Below are 17,235 nucleotides of genomic sequence, written 5' to 3'. Positions count from 1 at the left end.
GGTGAAGAGTGATTTTTTGTTAAATGTGAATATTTGTAACCATATCGGTAATTAATTGAGCGATCCCTCCGCCTGTGATAAGACCAATGATTAAGCCCACGATTTTTATGATATTGGCTCCCCAAACTTTCATGTTCAGCATTTTAGACTCCAGTAGAGAGCTGTGTAGTTCGGATGCGTTTAGGAAAATATGGAATAAATCTCCTGTCGTCCCTAAAATTTTTAAGGTTCGGATATTTTGCTCGTCAATTAACCCTGTGTTTAAAATATCACCAATGTTTTCATTTCCCGTATTAATGTTGTCTTGGGCTAATGACAAGTGCCATTTCATATAAAGACTGGTATCTTTTTCTATGTGTTCAATCGCTTCAAGTAACGGAATACCAGCACGAGTTAGATTAGACATAGATCGAAATAGATTAGTCGCTAAAATTAATCGATAGTGTGAAAAAATTGGTAATAGGTCTAATAACTGTCGTAATCGACCGTTTGCAATCGGAGCTAATGGAAGCATGATCATGATGGTTATGATCGTAGACAAAAATACGCCTAATAAAATAGAGCCATACGTGGCCCAAAAATAGCCGAACTTATAAGCAGCAATAGACATCCCCCCCCAGTGAGCCATTGGTAACAAACCGCTCATCATCGGGAAAAAATACCAATAGGAACAGGCACAGGCAAAGAGTAAGCCTATTAGACCTAATATTGGCTTCATTAGAGTTTTAATTAGTACGATTGTTGAGACATTTTGTAGGTGTATCGTTTCAATGGCATGCTTAATGCCATTATTCCAATCCCCACTTATTTCACCTGCGAGAATGCTTTCCCATACTATTCGGTTAAACCAGGGTTTCAGTGCAGAAGAAAACGTATCCCCATTATCAATGGCGGTGAATATTTCGTTCCCAATTTTTTTTTCAATGCTACTTCCGTATTGAACTAATTGGCTCGCAATTTCACGTTGATTAATACCAACCTTTGACAATCTTAGGATTTGATAGAGTAAAACCCCCTGTTTTTCGAGATTAAAAAATTTACTTTCCAGGTTCATTCATCACCTCACTAAGAACAGGTAAAAATTTCTCCTCTTCAAAATCAAGTCCATCACTTGTAGATACTTCGGTTGTGCCAGGCTCACTTTTAGTTGCGACACTTTCATTTATTGTATCTATAAATGATGAGTAAACTTCCTTAGCAGCCACAGGCAATAAATTATTTACCCGTTTTGATGCCGTATCAATATCAATCAACCCGGCCTTTATTTTAGTAATGGTATGCCATCGAACATCTTTGAAGCCCTTGGCAAGGAGTGCCTCTTTCCAACCTAGATAATTTCGACTGAAAATAAATTCTCGGTCCTCATCATCGAGCACAATCATTTCAACAACAGCGGTTCGTCCCTTTTCCCCTTCATAGCCACAGCAATGACAGCCATTTGGGTTTTTGTATCGAATATTGTTTATTTCGTTGCCACACAGTCGAGCCGTATGTATTTTTAATTGCTCAAAATACAAATTATCCTCCTCACTATCCTGTGTATCATAATAGTGTTGTGCTTGTGCTTGGGTAAATGAACACTCAGAACATAATGTTCTAATTAATGTTTGATAGATCCACAAACGCATGAGATCAGGTGCAGACATCACCGATGCAGATACGTTAAATTGCTCAATAAATGTGGGTGCTATGCCTAGCGCCGAACTGGTATGAACGGTTGTAAACATTAGCTGACCCGTCTCACCTTTGCGGATGAGTTCCATCGCACCCTTGTGATCACGAATTTCACCATGCATCTCAACATTCACCGCATGACGCAGTAAAACTTTTGAATAATAGGCGGCCCCCCTCGCTTCCGCTTCATCATTAATAGTTTTATTTGGATTGACTAGGGTTTGAGGGATGCCTAGATTAAATTCAACGGGATCTTCTAAGGTGTGAACAGCTCGACTTTTATCGAGAAGTTTTAACCCACAAGCGAGGGTAGTAGATTTTCCTGAACCGGTTTTACCTGCGATAACACAGACACCAGAGGCAAAGTTTAAATATTCCTTATATGCCGCCACATGTCCTGGTGTCCAACCAATCTCTGTAAGTTGAGGTAAGCTGACGTTTTTATTGAGCCAGCGTAGCGTCACTTTACCGCCCTTATTTGTCGGTATATAACTGGCGCGCCAGTTTGTTAATCTCATATCACCAGTAATGAGAAGATTTTCCTCTAAGGACCCATTGTTTGGGGTGTGGCGTATATAATCAGAATCTTTATTTTTTGCTTTTGAGGTCCAGATATAACTAAATAAACGATGACCATGCTCTGCATCTGGAATGGTAGGAATTAGCTCTCGACGTATTCCATCAATCTCAGCGTAAATTTGCAGTTCAGTTTCATACAATTCAAGGTGAATATCCGAACAACCTAAATTTGCCGCCTTGGTTAAAATATCCTTATAACTCTCACCGAGCAGAGTTTCAGAACCAGATTCGATATCTTTTTTTATCGATGTACGATTTAATCCACCATCTAAAAAGCCATCAATGATCCCCTTAGATACCTTTTCGATACTAAGTAGCTGACCTAGATAGTGACCATTAGCCAGTAAATCATTATTTTTGATGTGATCACGAATACCATCAATAGTGGATATTGAATAATCAGTCACCAATATTTTCCCACTGGTTACTGCGATTGCGAGTGGTGAGGTGTAATAGAAATTTCGTAACTTATCGTCAATTAACAACTTTTCCATTACGCCCCCTTAACGACTTTAGTTAAGGGGGCGCTGGCAACCCATTTCGTTTTACTCTTACCGTGATCACGAAATGTCACTGCATTTTTAGTGATTTTTGTAATGGTGACACTGCCAATTTTGGAGCCAACCCGAATTGGAATGTATTGATTTTGAAATGAAATGACCGCCTCAATGTTTCCATTCACGCTGATTAGACTAGCAACACGCATATCCTCAATAAAAGATGGCTGAATATCATCATTTAAATTCACACTATTTTCACCCGGTATAGGTGGTAGAACGTACTTACTTTTTAATGGGCTAGAGTGATACTTTAATGAATCGGCTTTTTTATCTGCGCTAGAATCGGCGGCTATTTGTGCATCAATTGCCATTTTTCTAATTGTTTGAATACGTAATTGATTAGCATATCGCACCAACTCAATCGCATCGGGATCTAAAGTAATCGTTGATTTCTTGGTAACCTCTTTTTTCTTTGATTTAGTAATACCAGGCACTCGTTTGGAGGGGGGGGCTATATTTAACTGACTGAGTTCATTATTCACCGGAACCCTATTATGTGTTACATGATGAGAGGTTGGCATTAATGAATAGCCAGCTGATACGATAAGTACCGCTGATACCACAAGTAAAATTTTATGTTTTTTTGTTAATGTGATTTTTTTTGTTTTATCTGTCATTGCGTTCCCCTTCTAGGGTTATCACCGATTTAATATTAATATTTGGGATCGATAAACCCCGTTGAATTTCTAATGTTGACATGTAGATGGGTAGGGCTGAGGTTAATGTGGCCAATGTATTTAATGTCGTGAAATTAGTATTTGATCGAGTAATGGTTAATTGCATGATTTCTACGCCATCAACTGAAGGTTTATTCATTTGAACAACCGTAAAACCGAGATTAATCAATGCATCACGTAAAAAATAAATGTTTTTTGGTAATGTAGTGATCTGCAATGATGTGGGACTTTCCATCGTCCACCCAAAATTAAGGCTCGCTTCATTCCATGCATGCTCAATTGCTGGATGAATTTTTGTAAATGCTGTCATTGTCTTATTCATCGAGCCATTTGGGGAATCCTCATAATTTAATTGCATCGTATTATGAGAGAGTCGAATATTTGAAAAGACCCAATCGTTAGGTAACAAGAACCCGTATACACTCGCCTTATATGCAACTTTAAAAGCGTCACTGGCCACAATAGACGAGAAAACATGCTGTTTATATGCTGCTAGAGGATCAATGTGTACGACTGTTTTGTGTTCTGAATGATGAAAAAAAGCGCCGTATATGGCGCTAATCAAAACTGCTAAGAATAGGACACATAACCCAATCTTCATTGGGTTATGTGTTTTGCTTATGGGAATACAGTATTCATCAGTTAGTAACGATAGGTCGAGGGGATTAATGAACACAATTTTATTATTGTAATGTGTTAGATAATCTAGAAGATTTTGTATTTGTGGGCAATAAATATACTCCACGCTTTCAATTTCATATCCCATCGTCAGTACAATATCACTGAGCGAAAGCATTTTTTGCGCTCTCACCTCTCCATTGTCTATTAATAATACATACCACATATCATCAATAGGGTGGATAAAGAGGCAATTATTAGGGAGGTCTATTTCCTGCATAGCAAAATCACAAACATTGAATGTGGCAACATTTGAATAAAAGCGACTAAAACCGGTTGAGGTTTCAATCACTTTTTCATATTTTGCTGGATGCAGTTTTCGAACCCTAGCTAACAATGATTTATCTAAATCAAGTTGGAGCATTGGTAATGAAAACATGCACCCTCCTAGCTTTGTGTTTGCGTTGGTGTTAATAAAACCAGGGTTTCCACTGTGTCTTTTTTCGAGCCAGTCCCCCCAAATAAATAAGACCAAAACGATTTTGTGCCTTCTGCTGTTGTTGATGTCTGTTTCACAGAGGCGATCACATAGGTTTGGCCATAACGTAGTTTATTTGTAAATGATATATCTGAGCCTCTAGTGTCAAAGAATTCCAAATCAGTATTCTCAACTTTTTGAGTTCGTTCAGACGCTATTTTTGTGAGTTTTCCACTAATGCGTAGCCACACATATTGATTTTTTACGTTTGGTGTAATCATCATATCCACGCCCTCAATCACCTTATCTCGCGTAACCGTAGTTGAGATTTGAGAATCATTTGATTCAGATTTAATTTCAGATAAATATGGCTTGGTTAATGCCTGAGAAATACGGGCTGGTTGATTGTTTAACACTAGGGCTGTAATAGGTGTTTCAGTCGCAACCTTGCCCTGTTGTTCTAACACCTTAATAAATGTACTGGTACCATCCCATTTTCCTGTTCCCATGAAGGCCAGGCCGTAGCCTGTTCCCTGAGATATTGTCGTCGTACCTGGAACAAAAAATTGAAGCGCGCCATGACTTGTTTGACGGACAATATTCCAATCTATCCCCTGCTCTGTACTGTGATTTGAACGAAACTCAATAACCTGAATATTTAACAAAACCTGTTTACTAAGTTCATGTTGATAAGTGGCTACTAATTTATCGACTTTTTTCATTCGTTCCGGCGTGCTTTTCACAGAAATAGATGAAAGGGAGCTGACGACCTGAACATCACCAACCAAATCATCATCACTAGAAGTCGCGCTCATTGCAGATTTTGTATTACTGTCCTTCGGATCTTGTTTTAAAATTGCCTTTATACCGTTAACGATGTCATCTAAAACGCTGACATCATTGTAAGCGACCTTAATGAACTGTCCCTGCGTTTTCGATTTTTCGTCATCCGAACTGCTATTTTCACCTTCTGAGCCTAGTTGAGCACTGTAGCGCCCAGACGGTATATTAATTTCATAGGTTTTTGATATATATTTCACCACCTGAAGCGTTTCCTTGTGGGGAATGAGTGATGAGTGTGTTTCACGGCCAATTAATCCCAAAATATCCCCTCGACGCCCTGAAAAATTCAATGTGACTGGTGTATTAGGGTTCACCGCCTCATCAAAGCTGACATCAACCTGAGTACCGGTTAAAACATGACTTAATACCATTGAAAGAGGTGTATTATTGACACTGATTGAAATCGGATCATTGAGCCATGATATGGTTTCAACCTGAGCTATAGGGGTAATAGAAACAGGCGGATGAGAAATATAGCTGACCTGCCCTTGAGGACGAGGTGCCGTGTAGGTGTCAATTTTGTTTTTTATGCCAGTATTGTATTTATCAGCATCTTTATAAGCCTGCGACGCACAACCACCTAGAATGCTCGCTACTACACACCATCCCATCATTTGATATTTATTCATTATTTATGGTCCTCGATAAAAACCTGATTAGTAGATTGCAATATTTTTGCCTGCACGGGGTAACCGTAGAGCAATGAATTTAATGCGGTGGTTATATCATCCTGTTTTGTGATAATGGGGTAAGAGGTGGTAAATGCATAATCATCCGATGCCTGATAGCTATTTTGGTCATCCCATTTTCCATGATAATCATGGACAATATTTTTCACTGCATCTTTTAGTGTATGACCATGAGCAAGAACAAGCGTTGTCGGCGTCTTAAATTGATGTATCGCGGCAACATTATGATGTGCGGTTGTTAATTGAATAGGCTCCTCTAAATGTATCCCTACCTGTGCGACTCTTGAAAATAGTGAACCGGTGAGCGTGAGAGTTTTAGGGCTACGCTGTTTTAATAGTTTGAGTGTTTGGCTATCAACTGACCATGCAATATATTGATAACCTTGCTTATTCAGCCAGCGTGTTAATGCGTGTTCGTAGGTTTCACCACCTCGGATGCTACCCTGGGATTTAGGGTTAATTTTGATAGGTTTGGGCGGTATTGTTTTTGCTAACTCTGCAATAGATGGTTGTATAAATGGTGTCGTTAAATCACGTTCTACCACATTAGTTTTGGCCAATTCAAAATATTCACCCTGGCCCTGATAATCAGACTGATGCGCACACCCTGATAATAGAACGATAGTGCTAATCGCTAGTGTTGTCTTTTTAATCATTAGTGATCACTCCATTTGCAAAAGAAATGAGGTGGTGTTGTCTATCAATAATCACGGTGTTGTTTGTTCCTATTAGAAGTTGGAGAGCGTCGATAACGGGCATTGTTCTATGCATTTTCATTGAGGGGGGGATAGATTGACTACTAATTTTTGCCGCTTCTGTTGGAGCCGGATAGATAGTTGTCACCTGATAACCCTCGGGGGCTAATATCCATCTAGCGGCGTCACCAACGGTATGAGTATCACTATCCCATACCGTTCTAACGGCAACTGTCAGGGGATCTAATGTGGATAATTGCTTTGCCATTGCCACATTACTAAAGAGCGCCAATAGGCACGTTAAAAGTAAAAAATTTTTCATGGTTAAATTTCCAGTAAAAAACACCCTAACGACTGTTAGGGTATTGAGGAGGGATATAAATAAAACTATTGATAATCCTGATAGACGCTTTTCCAGGCTTTCAAATACATTTCATCTTCAGTGATGATATTCATCGACTGACCGGCTTTAATGGTGATGGTTGGAGTTAGTGATAAATATTTTTTTGCGATAGGCGCTGTTTGTTGTCGAAATGCATCGCCCATTTCGCCCTTATAGCTATTATCATTATTCGCACCGCTGCCCTCATACGAGCTACTTGAGGACAATAGAGCATAGGCAGCTACACCCATAAATTGAGCCATTGCATGATAATTTACCTCATCTTTTATGGCACCAATTCCCTCTCGATCTAAACCGCTAGATTTCGACATATCGATTTTGTTGCCGTTAGGAAGGATTATCCACGGAACAGTGATACCTACTCTCGCCTGAATTGGTTCATTCACATTAGTGATTTTAACCGATTTCATGATCACCTCTGAGCCTTTTGGTATCAGAACGTATTGATATTTCACATCATAAATATCCTGACTAACGACACCCTTAAATAGGCCAGAATAATCACTCACCGTTGTGGTAGTGGTTAATACTGGGATCACCGTACCAATCGATAATCGTATTTTCCCGCTGACATCCGCGTTGTATCTATTTGAACGGGTAAATCCAACAATGTTGGGAGGGGGAAGAGAAAATTTACGTCTGATTTGTTCTAATTTTTCAGTCGAAATATTAGAACCCCCGTTCTGCTCAATCGCCGATCTAACCTGACGCACTTCTTCAATTCGTTTAGCTGTCTCATCACGTTGTTTTTCTAAGTCATCAATCGTGCTGTTTTTTATTTTAGCCGGTGAAGATGCTTGAGTTTGATTTGTAAATTGGGATTGACTTAACCAGGTACTCTTTGACGCATTTAATCCTCTATTTAATTCGGCGACCTGAAATTTGATACGCTCCTTAGCTAGCGCTATCTCAATGTTTGTTTGTTTATGTTCGTTAACATCAACCTCCTGAACATGAGTGTTTTTTGTCGTTTTGACCTTCTCTTCAAATTGTTCTGGTGAATAAATGTTATTCGTAGAGGTTGCATTGGTGCTAGGGGGTGAGACTTTTGGTGGAGGTACTTGTTTTTTATTGACTATTCCCCAAATGGTCATCACAAATAAAATTATCGTAACAACACCCAATGACAACAATAAATACGTTATTAATTTTTTCTTTTCGGGCGGTATTTTTTCATTAGACATTACGAGGCTCCATGAGAACTATTGTCACTGCGAGTCACAATAATTTTCACATCATCAATACGGAGAGTAAATTTCGGGTAAATACCGGTAATACGGTACATGCCATAGGCATCATCATATTTAACTGGGGCAATTGCATTTTTTCCGCCGATCATAGTTTCAACGGATAACACGCCACGGTTTGGATTCGCTAATCGAATATAGGTAAATCTACCATCATCATAAACATCCGAAATAGTGTTATTACCGACAAATTCAGCGCCTTCGTCGTATTTATAACGGGTGTAAATGTGATAACGATATTTGCGTAATGCTGCCATTACTCCATCTGTGACCTTCTTCTTATTTCCAATACGCTCTTGTTGAAGCTGATGGCGTAGAGCTAAAACCTGTGCTTCTGTATTATTTGAGCTTTGATAACTGGCGGCAATAAAACTCTGTAAATCTTGAGTTTGATGTTTTGATGCCTGTTGGTGACTAATATTAATAATTGCACACGCCTCATTTTTAGTGCTGGTCGTTCTCACCATATTGATATCAAATGCGAGTCCGTTATCCGTATACGCATAAATCATGGTTTGTGCACCACTTGACTCATTAGAGTTAGGTTTCACCACAATTTGATTTGTTCCTTGGATACCTTCAACATCCCACAGGTTGGCATTAGAGACTAACGGGGGCGTAATTAAGTTTGCGGGTAATTGTATTCGTGTACCTAGATTGAGCGCTGAATGAACAGTGATGACCTGACCACTCTTATAATAAAGAGGCGTACACCTTTTTTGAGCGTGCGCAAAAGGGCTGCATACCAATATGGTAAGCAGCGCAAGCGTTGTTGTTTTCATGGGATGCCTTACTGGTTTGGCTCTAGAGTGAGTTTTTGAGTGATTATTTTTAGACCAATTGGATTGACACGTAAAAAATCTTTATCTTGTTTTTCTAATTCAGTTTTTGGTAGTAAACGCCAGGAGATAGATAACATCATTCGAGATTTTTTTACTTGGCTACTGATATGTTGCTCTTTAGTAAAATAAACATCGGTACGCATTACCTGTGTTTCGATCCCTTTAAATACTCCCCTTATTTGGCTAGTGTGATTATTGAATCGCCATTTAATTTTTGTGTAATTGTCTGAGTTCGCAAATTCGTGAGCTTTGTCTACAGCATCAAACCCATTTTTAGCAATAAATTCACTGTGTAGATCTTTATCCATGAATACCTGTGCCTCACCATAGTCACTGGCTACGGTCATCGGAATCACCCCAAATCGTTTTTCTGTATACTGCGCAATTAGACTATCGACTGTAGTTTTAAAAAATAACTGTTTATCCTGGGCGTGGTATTCAACGTTTTCCCATGTCCCATTGGGAAACATTTTTACATACATAATCTCTTTATTGGTCTGAGCCTTATCAAACGAATACCAGCAAAATGATAGGGCGATAATTAGGACGATGATTAAACCTACTAAAATTACAAAAAGCCGATTTCGTTCAGCTTTTGTTTTTCCTAATTCGATAATAACAGGCGGGATGGTGTCAGGGGATATGTCACTAGAGAGTACCGGTTCAATCATAACAAATGAACTCCTTATAATATTGATTCTTTACGCTAGTCCTTTTGACAACGCTTTTTTAGTCAAACTCCCCAATCCTTGCATAGCACCACCTGATGCACTACCGCAGGAACCGGCGAGTTTGTGTGAAATTTTAAATGATGAGCAGACTAAAAAAATGCAAATAAAACAGGTCACAATCATGTGTGATTGTGAACTTATATCAATCGATACAGCATTGGTTAACGCACATCGGATCAATGTGGAACACCCTAACCCCAGCGTTTGAAATTGTGCATTAATTGTTAATGCTGCTAAGGCGCCAGTGACTCGTAAAGTAATGAGTAAAATAACAAACCCTAAAAAAAATTTTACATACGCATCAAAAAAGGGTCTGGTTGGGCCATAGGCCAGGCAGGGGATAAAAATTAGGCCGAGTAACTTACTCAACAAAAACCCCCACGTTGCCCATACCCCTACTAGATAAATAACAATTTGAAGCAAAATAGTGGCTAAATTCCACAACATCGACATTAAAATTGGATATAAACCATCTAACAAAATAGATGGCTCTTTAGATATGATCCGTTCTAATGATCTATTTAACCATATTGTTAAATATAGGGGATCGCGATTCCCCGTCACCCCCTCGAGAAAACCTAAACTCATTTGATCGGCACTGTTCCAAATCACATCCATTGGCTCAACAAAATGAGTACAAAGAAATGTGGTAATAATAATGAACAGAGCGCACATGATTAACCGCTCCACATCCAATCCATTCATTGCAAAATGTGCCCATTCACTGATGAGAGCTAAAACACTTAAAACGGTTAATAAGGCGAGGCAAAACCATTGCACATCATTACTGGTAGACATTATGTTATTAATGAATCCTGTCACGGTATTATCAAAGCCGCTACGAGCGATGATAGAAGCAGATGGCGTTGCGTATGCAATAGAAGAGGAGGCGATAAATATTACCCCTCCCCACATCCATAGTTTCATAATTTTTATACCTATTATTTTAGGTGGTTAGAGTTATGCGGAGGCAAATCATATGATGTAGTGTGCCTATTTTGGGGTGGTGTTGAGGTATGTGATGGAATATCTGAGGTATTAAAATTCATTTTATCCCCAGAACTATTTTTTGCATTATTCGATGTGGGAAAGAATTTTTGACCTGCTGATTTCATTCCATTTTTTAATGATTTTGACGCATATTTACTCATATCACTAGCCGCATTTGAAAAAACCTGAGCAAATTTAAAACTTGAACCGACCAGCAGTAATGATAATGCACTGGTTAATACAAAATGATCAGTATCAGCGTTAGCAAAATATTTCGCATTTATATCACACAGATGACCGGCGCTACACTGCCCCATTCCCATTGAGTTAAATTCACTCTGCATTGCAAGGGCGGCGAGCGTTCCCGTGACTCGTAAAATCAACATAAGAAATACAAAACCGAGAAAAAATTCTAGCCATGATATGAAAAATGACCGTGTGGGCTTATATGCTAGCGTTGGAATAAATAATAATGCGAGTAATTTTGATAACGCCAATCCCCAGGCCGCCCACATACCAACTAGATACATAACTATGGATAATAATAGGGATATGATATAAAAAATTGCCGTTTTAATCACAAGACTAGGACCATCGCTGAGTGACACATCGCTGAAACTCATTTTTCCTATCGCATGAGTGAGCCACTTCGCGAGATAAAGAGGATCGCGAGTACCGGTTGCCTGTTCCATAAATGCCATCCCTAACCCCTCTCCTGTTTGCCAAATAGTATCCATCGCGGGCAGAAAACTTTTTTGTAAAATGAGGGTAATTAGTACAAACATAACAGCAACAAAATGAGCTTGGGGATCAAATTTATCTGTTGCGAAATGAAACAGTTCAGTTGTCAGGGCTAGAACACTCAGCACAATTAAAAACATGTGTGAGAAATCGTAAACATCCCCTGACTCAGTCATTTTTAAGATGTAGGCATGTAAATCGTGATTAAATAGGGTGATGAAGTCCATCTATGCCCCCTAGTGAATAATAATGGATAACGGCCATGCCACGTTTATCAATACGGTATGATTTGGTTTGGTTTGACTGCAATCTGTAGCCTCTGTTAAGGAGGCTATTTGAGTGTATTGACCGAACCCAATAATCATTAATACAAATATTAGCAATAACAGCGGCTTACATGCGACATGGGAGATAAATATAAGTATTTTTTTTATGAAAATCCTATAGTTGTTATGGTAATAATGGGGTTTCATCTATTTTGATGGGGTGATTGTTTAGATACTGAATTCGTTTTAACTGTTCTTGTTTACGTTGTTGATCTTTAGCCGCCCGTTCATTTTGGTCTCGATTTGATAGTTCTAACTGTGTTTTTTGTAAATCGCTCATATCGGCTATTTGTCCTAGCAATATCTGATTTTGGCCAGCGATTAATTGTAGGGTTTTTAACTCGCTTTTATCACCGAGTTTTTGACGTTCACTATCAATAGTTTTGATTTGTTTTCGCTGTTCAGCATTCCGCTTTTCAAACGAAGAAACCTGTCCCGCCTGATAAATAGCCAGGTTTGAATTTTCATACGATCTAGAAAATTCTTCAGGCACTTCACCCAGTGTTGATGTAGCTAATGCCTGCATATCGGCCTTATTTAACTCCTTACCATATTCATTCTCGACCGTGTCTTTAATTTTCTCTGTTCCATACAGACCGAATGTGGCCGATCGTAAATCAGTATCCATAAATGGACGCTCTTTCGACATTCTTATAGCCTCATGCCACATTGCATCCCATTGATGTTGCGTCATTGATGAATGAAGTTGTTCGGCCTGACGAGTCAATAGATTATATTGCTCTTGTAATTTTCTATATTGATTGAGTGTGTTTTGCGCTGTTTTAACATCCTGAATAGTATTGTTTACCGTTTCAGAATAGGTGGCTAAATCATTTAAATACGATTCTAAATTTTGTAAATAATTAGCCACATCCAATACTGGAAATCCGGTGGCTAATACATTTACAGACAATAGAAGAGGCGCAATAAGAGCCACAATTTTTTTAATTAGACCTATCAATGGTTTTCTCCATGCCCAACTCCGTTAAAATAGTATCAATCGCGATATCTATATTTTTTTCCTGTTGATAAATACGATTGGCCACAGATGATTCTGAGGGATTAGATGTCGCTATCACATACTGTTCAGCCTCAACATGTAAATTCACAATTTTTGCTATCCCGACATCCATTTGTTTAATGTATGCCTGGCGTTTTGGTATCAATTCGCTAATTTTTTTGCATTCATCAGGCGTTAAAAATGGAAATGCAGCGATATACTCTTCTGGTTGCATTTCTGGATCACTCATAAAAATGAATGTTGTTGCGGCGGAGCGCAGCGTGCCCCATTCTGGTAGTGCTGAATAATGTTTTGGCGATTGTGTCCAGAACCCCATGCCGCCGCCATGCTTAAACCAGGTTCGCGCCTTGGCAATAAGAAAATCGGCTGCATTGGGAACAGATAATACATATTGACATTCATCGACCTCAAGAAATTTAGCGCGCTCTCGGTATTCTGGATTTTCAAAAAGGCGTGTACTTCTAAAAAAAATCTCCGTATTGACTAACGCGGCAATTTTAGGGTTGTCCTTTACTCCCTGAGTGTTGTATACCGATACTGGCTTATCAAGAACACCAATGGCATCGATATCATTATCAAATAATTGCCCATAAATATTACCGCGTTTAAATCGCTGTAATTTTTGATTAACGGCTGTACCACAATGCGCCAACATGCCGGAAAAATTTCTCAATTTACCAGTATCTAGCGCGAGTGTTTGCTCAATTGCCCTATCTATTTCTAATTGTTCATTTGCGGTCAGCGTTTTCAATTCGTCGGAATCATTCGTTTTTAGCATTAAATTGATGATATTTAACATGTGCGTTTTGAACGCATCATCATGTTCATCTATCCCAATTGAAAATGGATTAAAACCTCGAGTCGTACTTGTATCTTCTAAACGAAAAATAGCCCCATCGTCACCAAAATAACGCGCAATAGGTTCACTTCCCTGATCAACATCGAGGGCGCAATACATTCCGCCTAATTTTTGAAAATGAGTCGCGATGCAATTTTTTAGAAATGTTTTCCCTGAACGGGTTGGACCAACACCAATAACCAGACATTTATCCCCAACAAATGGTGTGTAATGAAATGGCACGCCATCGTCAGACTCTAATACATAAATCGATTCTGCGGGTTTAAAACCATGCTCCCATACTGGGATCCCTTCACTACCCCGATATAACAAACTAGCCGCAGCCGCTTGAGTACTATTAATTTCTGATTGTCTAATTGTATCTCTGGAATAGCCGAGTTGAATTGATTGATACGCCTCTAGTAATCCGAGGGTTTCCCAAATCAAATGAAACTGCGCTTCTTCTAACACTCGTGAGAGTCGAGACACTTGCTGATTGAGTTTATTTATATCTTCATCAAAAATGACAATAACGGCATGAAATTGGCCAAATTTATCCGCTACATTTTGAGCATTGTGTATTTCACTCAATAACTGCTGAGTTTTAGGATCATTGTGCATCCGTTGAGCAATTTGTGACGATGACGAATTACCGCTCACAAAGTCAGTGACTTTCATTTGATTTCGGTACAATTCTTGCTCTTTGGATTTAAACATTCTATTACGCTCACTGCGTGAATAGGGCTTATATCTGATCATGTACAGATAATTACCTTTTTCATTTACCGGGGGCGGTAGGCTGGAACAAAATGCGGCTTCTGGCATAAATTGTTCACCAATGCCGGTTACGGTCGCAAATCTAGCATAACGTGGCTTATCACCATCAATTTTCAAGAAATGAACACCATCAATAAGAACCGTTGACACATTGCCTGAGCCTAAAATAGCATCCCAGCGTTCTGAGATTGGCGCTCCTGCATGATGTAGATAGTGAGGGTTTAACTGAACGAGGCTTTTACTGAGACCAAATAATTGCGCCGGTGATAGAACATTGTTATCCGTAGATAAAAAAGAGAGGCGCAATTGAATGTCAGCGAGTATTTGACGAACCTCATGCAATTGTCTCTTTAATTCTTCATATTCAACGAGAACACTTCCACGATTTGATAATTCAGTTTTGAGCGTCTCTTTTGAGTCACTATCAAAGACGGCATTAAAAAGCCGTCTTATCAAATCTTTACTCCAATGACCTTGGATCTGTTTTGGAACCTCAACAGCCCAATACAGATACGATTTATTGAGATCACGAGTTTGATTTAAAAACCATTGACGCCGTTTTAATGCGAGGTTAACCCGAGGATTATCCGTTTCCTGAAATTTAATTTTATAGTTGTCGTGATGGATATAATATTGGGTTAGGGTGATAGAAACAGGCAGGCGTTGAATAATGTTACGGATCAGAGCGGTGATATTAACTCTATCAATTTCAGATAAAATCGTTGGTTCGACACCATCTAAACTTAGTACGCCGATCACTGCACCGGTATCCGTTAATAGCTGTTCTCCCGTAATACCGTAGCTATAAATAGACTCATTTAATTGTGTCATAACCTATTCCTATGCCATCGATTGTAACCAAGCTAGTAATGTGCCCATACCGAAAAGTCCAATCCCGGCAATGCAGGCTCTAAAAATATACCCCAGCGCACTGCCGCTTTGCTTGGGCATAAATGCCCACATCCCCAATCCAACTGTAATTGATAGAAAAACAATGAACATTGCACCAGGGCCGCCGGCAAAATCGACAACTTGTTGAAAAAACTCGGCGATTTTTGAGAGAAAACCACTAGATGAGCCACCGATATCAATAGAGCTAGCAACGGCGGCTTTAGATGCACATAATGAACCAATAAATAAACTGGCTTTTAACTCTTTTTGGGTCATAAATCGAGATCCTTTAGGTGGATAAGTTTGTCACGTCTAACCACCAAAATGTGTTTTGGTGTTGTGTAAGAGGCGTCAAAATAGGTTGCTGAATAGGTCGCTTTAATATAAAGCCGCCACGCATCCAAATCATTTGTATGAATGATATAGAGGGGTTTGTAAACGATGTAGATAAAAATGAGGCTTAGAATCAGGCCAATACTGAACCCACATAATTTAAAAAAAAGGGCGGCACCACAAGCGGCAATAAATAGAGCTATAACGAAAACTTTTTCGGGTAAATTTGCAATGAGTTTTTGGTTTTTAAACATTGATGTATTTTGTAGTGATGGGTTTTTCATCCTCTCACCTTAAATTTCTGGTATAAAAAATCCCATTGCTTAACGATGGGATAAGTGGAACATTGGCTTATTAAATTAATGTAATACTTGCTGAGTGATAGTGTGCTTATTTCCAATAAATTGCTTCCAATTTTTGCGTGTCAGAGTTAAGTTTTTTGACTTACGATAATGTCTTTTTTTCGTGTGTTCAGAAGCCTCACAAAAATGCGCATGGCATGGAGAGCTACGTTTTGAAGGCGTTTTGTAGTAAATGCTTTCCAATGAAAAAGACAATGATTGATAGTGTTGGGTATCGGTGACGAGAGCGGCAAAAATAATCCCATCAGAATTTGCGGCGATAAACTTTACGTTTAAGATGTCCAATTTTTCATGAATATTTTTACCCTTGATATCCATAAGGCTTTGATTTAAAGGTAATAGCCCATACATAATCATTAACATTTTTCTCATCCTTTTTTTACAGAAACTTACTTCGCAAAAAATAAATTTTTGTAAAAATGACACCTTTCAGTGCCGTGTCGTGATTATTGCTTGAGTGTGCTCACGATACACACAACTCCCGTGAATATGATCACGTAAAGCAGCCACATATTGTGTCTGTATTTTCTGAATACCTATGATTTTTTTAGCTCATAGTTAACGCTCAGAAATAATAATGTTTCGATTTTTTTAGGCTTGCCCTGCCTGCGCCCTTCTTAGCGCTTGAGGTAACACAATATATCGATGAAACGGTTTTACTTACTTATTGCTGTTTCCAATCGGGAAAGCGTAACAAGTGATCTTGTAGCCTCAGCTTTGCTTCCCCTTTTTTTGTGCGTTCAGCTTTTTTTGCCGATTCAATCAAAACGGCGTTTGCTTCAGCCGAAATATCAAATTGGATCCCGATAGGGCGAACATCTGAAACAGATTGTTGTTTGGAATTCATATTAAAATGCCTCAAAAAAAACTCATAAACCTGTGTGGATGATCAGTTTGGAAATAGAATAATACAAACGTAT

At 38.9% G+C, this 17,235-nt stretch carries 18 protein-coding genes; all 18 read right to left on the bottom strand.

Annotation, left to right across the window (positions count from 1 at the left end):
• Window positions 1-19 precede the first annotated feature (19 nt).
• The 18 genes from GFB47_RS16250 to GFB47_RS16165 all read right to left on the bottom strand — a co-directional run bounded on the left by GFB47_RS16250 (window position 20) and on the right by GFB47_RS16165 (window position 17,162).
• Entirely contained in the window at window positions 20-1,054 is a 1,035-nt protein-coding gene (locus tag GFB47_RS16250; protein ID WP_178306567.1) for a type II secretion system F family protein, read from the bottom strand.
• Entirely contained in the window at window positions 1,038-2,747 is a 1,710-nt protein-coding gene (locus GFB47_RS16245) for a GspE/PulE family protein (RefSeq protein ID WP_178306566.1), read from the bottom strand. Before GFB47_RS16245 ends, GFB47_RS16250 begins: the two co-directional genes overlap by 17 nt.
• Complete coding sequence (locus tag GFB47_RS16240; protein WP_178306565.1) at window positions 2,747-3,430, bottom strand: hypothetical protein; 684 nt, start codon at window positions 3,428-3,430, stop codon at window positions 2,747-2,749. Before GFB47_RS16240 ends, GFB47_RS16245 begins: the two co-directional genes overlap by 1 nt.
• On the bottom strand, window positions 3,420-4,547 hold the full coding sequence (locus GFB47_RS16235) for a hypothetical protein (RefSeq protein ID WP_178306564.1): 1,128 nt from the start codon (window positions 4,545-4,547) through the stop codon (window positions 3,420-3,422). The genes GFB47_RS16240 and GFB47_RS16235 overlap by 11 nt, the downstream gene beginning before the upstream one ends.
• 8 nt (window positions 4,548-4,555) lie before the next feature.
• The gene (locus GFB47_RS16230) at window positions 4,556-6,058 is read right to left on the bottom strand and encodes a hypothetical protein (protein WP_178306563.1); all 1,503 of its coding nucleotides are present in this window, start codon (window positions 6,056-6,058) and stop codon (window positions 4,556-4,558) included.
• A complete protein-coding gene (locus tag GFB47_RS16225; protein ID WP_178306562.1) occupies window positions 6,058-6,774 on the bottom strand; it encodes a hypothetical protein in 717 nt (238 codons plus the stop codon). The genes GFB47_RS16230 and GFB47_RS16225 overlap by 1 nt, the downstream gene beginning before the upstream one ends.
• Complete coding sequence (locus GFB47_RS16220; RefSeq protein WP_178306561.1) at window positions 6,767-7,135, bottom strand: hypothetical protein; 369 nt, start codon at window positions 7,133-7,135, stop codon at window positions 6,767-6,769. The genes GFB47_RS16225 and GFB47_RS16220 overlap by 8 nt, the downstream gene beginning before the upstream one ends.
• 65 nt (window positions 7,136-7,200) lie before the next feature.
• The gene (locus tag GFB47_RS16215) at window positions 7,201-8,400 is read right to left on the bottom strand and encodes a TrbI/VirB10 family protein (RefSeq protein ID WP_178306560.1); all 1,200 of its coding nucleotides are present in this window, start codon (window positions 8,398-8,400) and stop codon (window positions 7,201-7,203) included.
• Window positions 8,400-9,245 (bottom strand): TrbG/VirB9 family P-type conjugative transfer protein, encoded by an 846-nt coding sequence (locus GFB47_RS16210; RefSeq protein WP_178306559.1) that lies wholly within the window; start codon window positions 9,243-9,245, stop codon window positions 8,400-8,402. The genes GFB47_RS16215 and GFB47_RS16210 overlap by 1 nt, the downstream gene beginning before the upstream one ends.
• A gap of 8 nt (window positions 9,246-9,253) precedes the next feature.
• The gene (locus tag GFB47_RS16205; protein WP_178306558.1) at window positions 9,254-9,976 is read right to left on the bottom strand and encodes a hypothetical protein; all 723 of its coding nucleotides are present in this window, start codon (window positions 9,974-9,976) and stop codon (window positions 9,254-9,256) included.
• Between the two features lie 30 nt (window positions 9,977-10,006).
• A complete protein-coding gene (locus GFB47_RS16200; RefSeq protein WP_178306557.1) occupies window positions 10,007-10,963 on the bottom strand; it encodes a type IV secretion system protein in 957 nt (318 codons plus the stop codon).
• A gap of 14 nt (window positions 10,964-10,977) precedes the next feature.
• Window positions 10,978-11,994 (bottom strand): type IV secretion system protein, encoded by a 1,017-nt coding sequence (locus GFB47_RS16195; protein WP_178306556.1) that lies wholly within the window; start codon window positions 11,992-11,994, stop codon window positions 10,978-10,980.
• A gap of 223 nt (window positions 11,995-12,217) precedes the next feature.
• Entirely contained in the window at window positions 12,218-13,054 is an 837-nt protein-coding gene (locus tag GFB47_RS16190) for a hypothetical protein (RefSeq protein WP_178306555.1), read from the bottom strand.
• Window positions 13,038-15,560 carry a VirB4 family type IV secretion system protein gene (locus GFB47_RS16185; RefSeq protein WP_178306554.1) on the bottom strand — a complete coding sequence of 841 codons (2,523 nt, stop codon included), beginning with the start codon at window positions 15,558-15,560 and terminating at the stop codon, window positions 13,038-13,040. Before GFB47_RS16185 ends, GFB47_RS16190 begins: the two co-directional genes overlap by 17 nt.
• Window positions 15,561-15,569: 9 nt before the next feature.
• On the bottom strand, window positions 15,570-15,896 hold the full coding sequence (locus GFB47_RS16180; protein WP_178306553.1) for a hypothetical protein: 327 nt from the start codon (window positions 15,894-15,896) through the stop codon (window positions 15,570-15,572).
• Window positions 15,893-16,237, bottom strand: coding sequence for a hypothetical protein (locus GFB47_RS16175; RefSeq protein WP_178306552.1), 345 nt, complete (start codon window positions 16,235-16,237; stop codon window positions 15,893-15,895). The genes GFB47_RS16180 and GFB47_RS16175 overlap by 4 nt, the downstream gene beginning before the upstream one ends.
• A gap of 75 nt (window positions 16,238-16,312) precedes the next feature.
• Complete coding sequence (locus GFB47_RS16170) at window positions 16,313-16,678, bottom strand: hypothetical protein (RefSeq protein ID WP_178306551.1); 366 nt, start codon at window positions 16,676-16,678, stop codon at window positions 16,313-16,315.
• A gap of 301 nt (window positions 16,679-16,979) precedes the next feature.
• Window positions 16,980-17,162, bottom strand: a complete 183-nt coding sequence (locus GFB47_RS16165) for a TraY domain-containing protein (protein WP_178306550.1) — start codon at window positions 17,160-17,162, stop codon at window positions 16,980-16,982.
• Window positions 17,163-17,235 lie beyond the last annotated feature (73 nt).

Source organism: Vibrio algicola, from assembly GCF_009601765.2.
GTDB lineage: Bacteria > Pseudomonadota > Gammaproteobacteria > Enterobacterales > Vibrionaceae > Vibrio > Vibrio algicola.
Note: the sequence above shows the minus strand (reverse complement) of the source record. Positions and strands in the feature narration are given on the sequence as shown.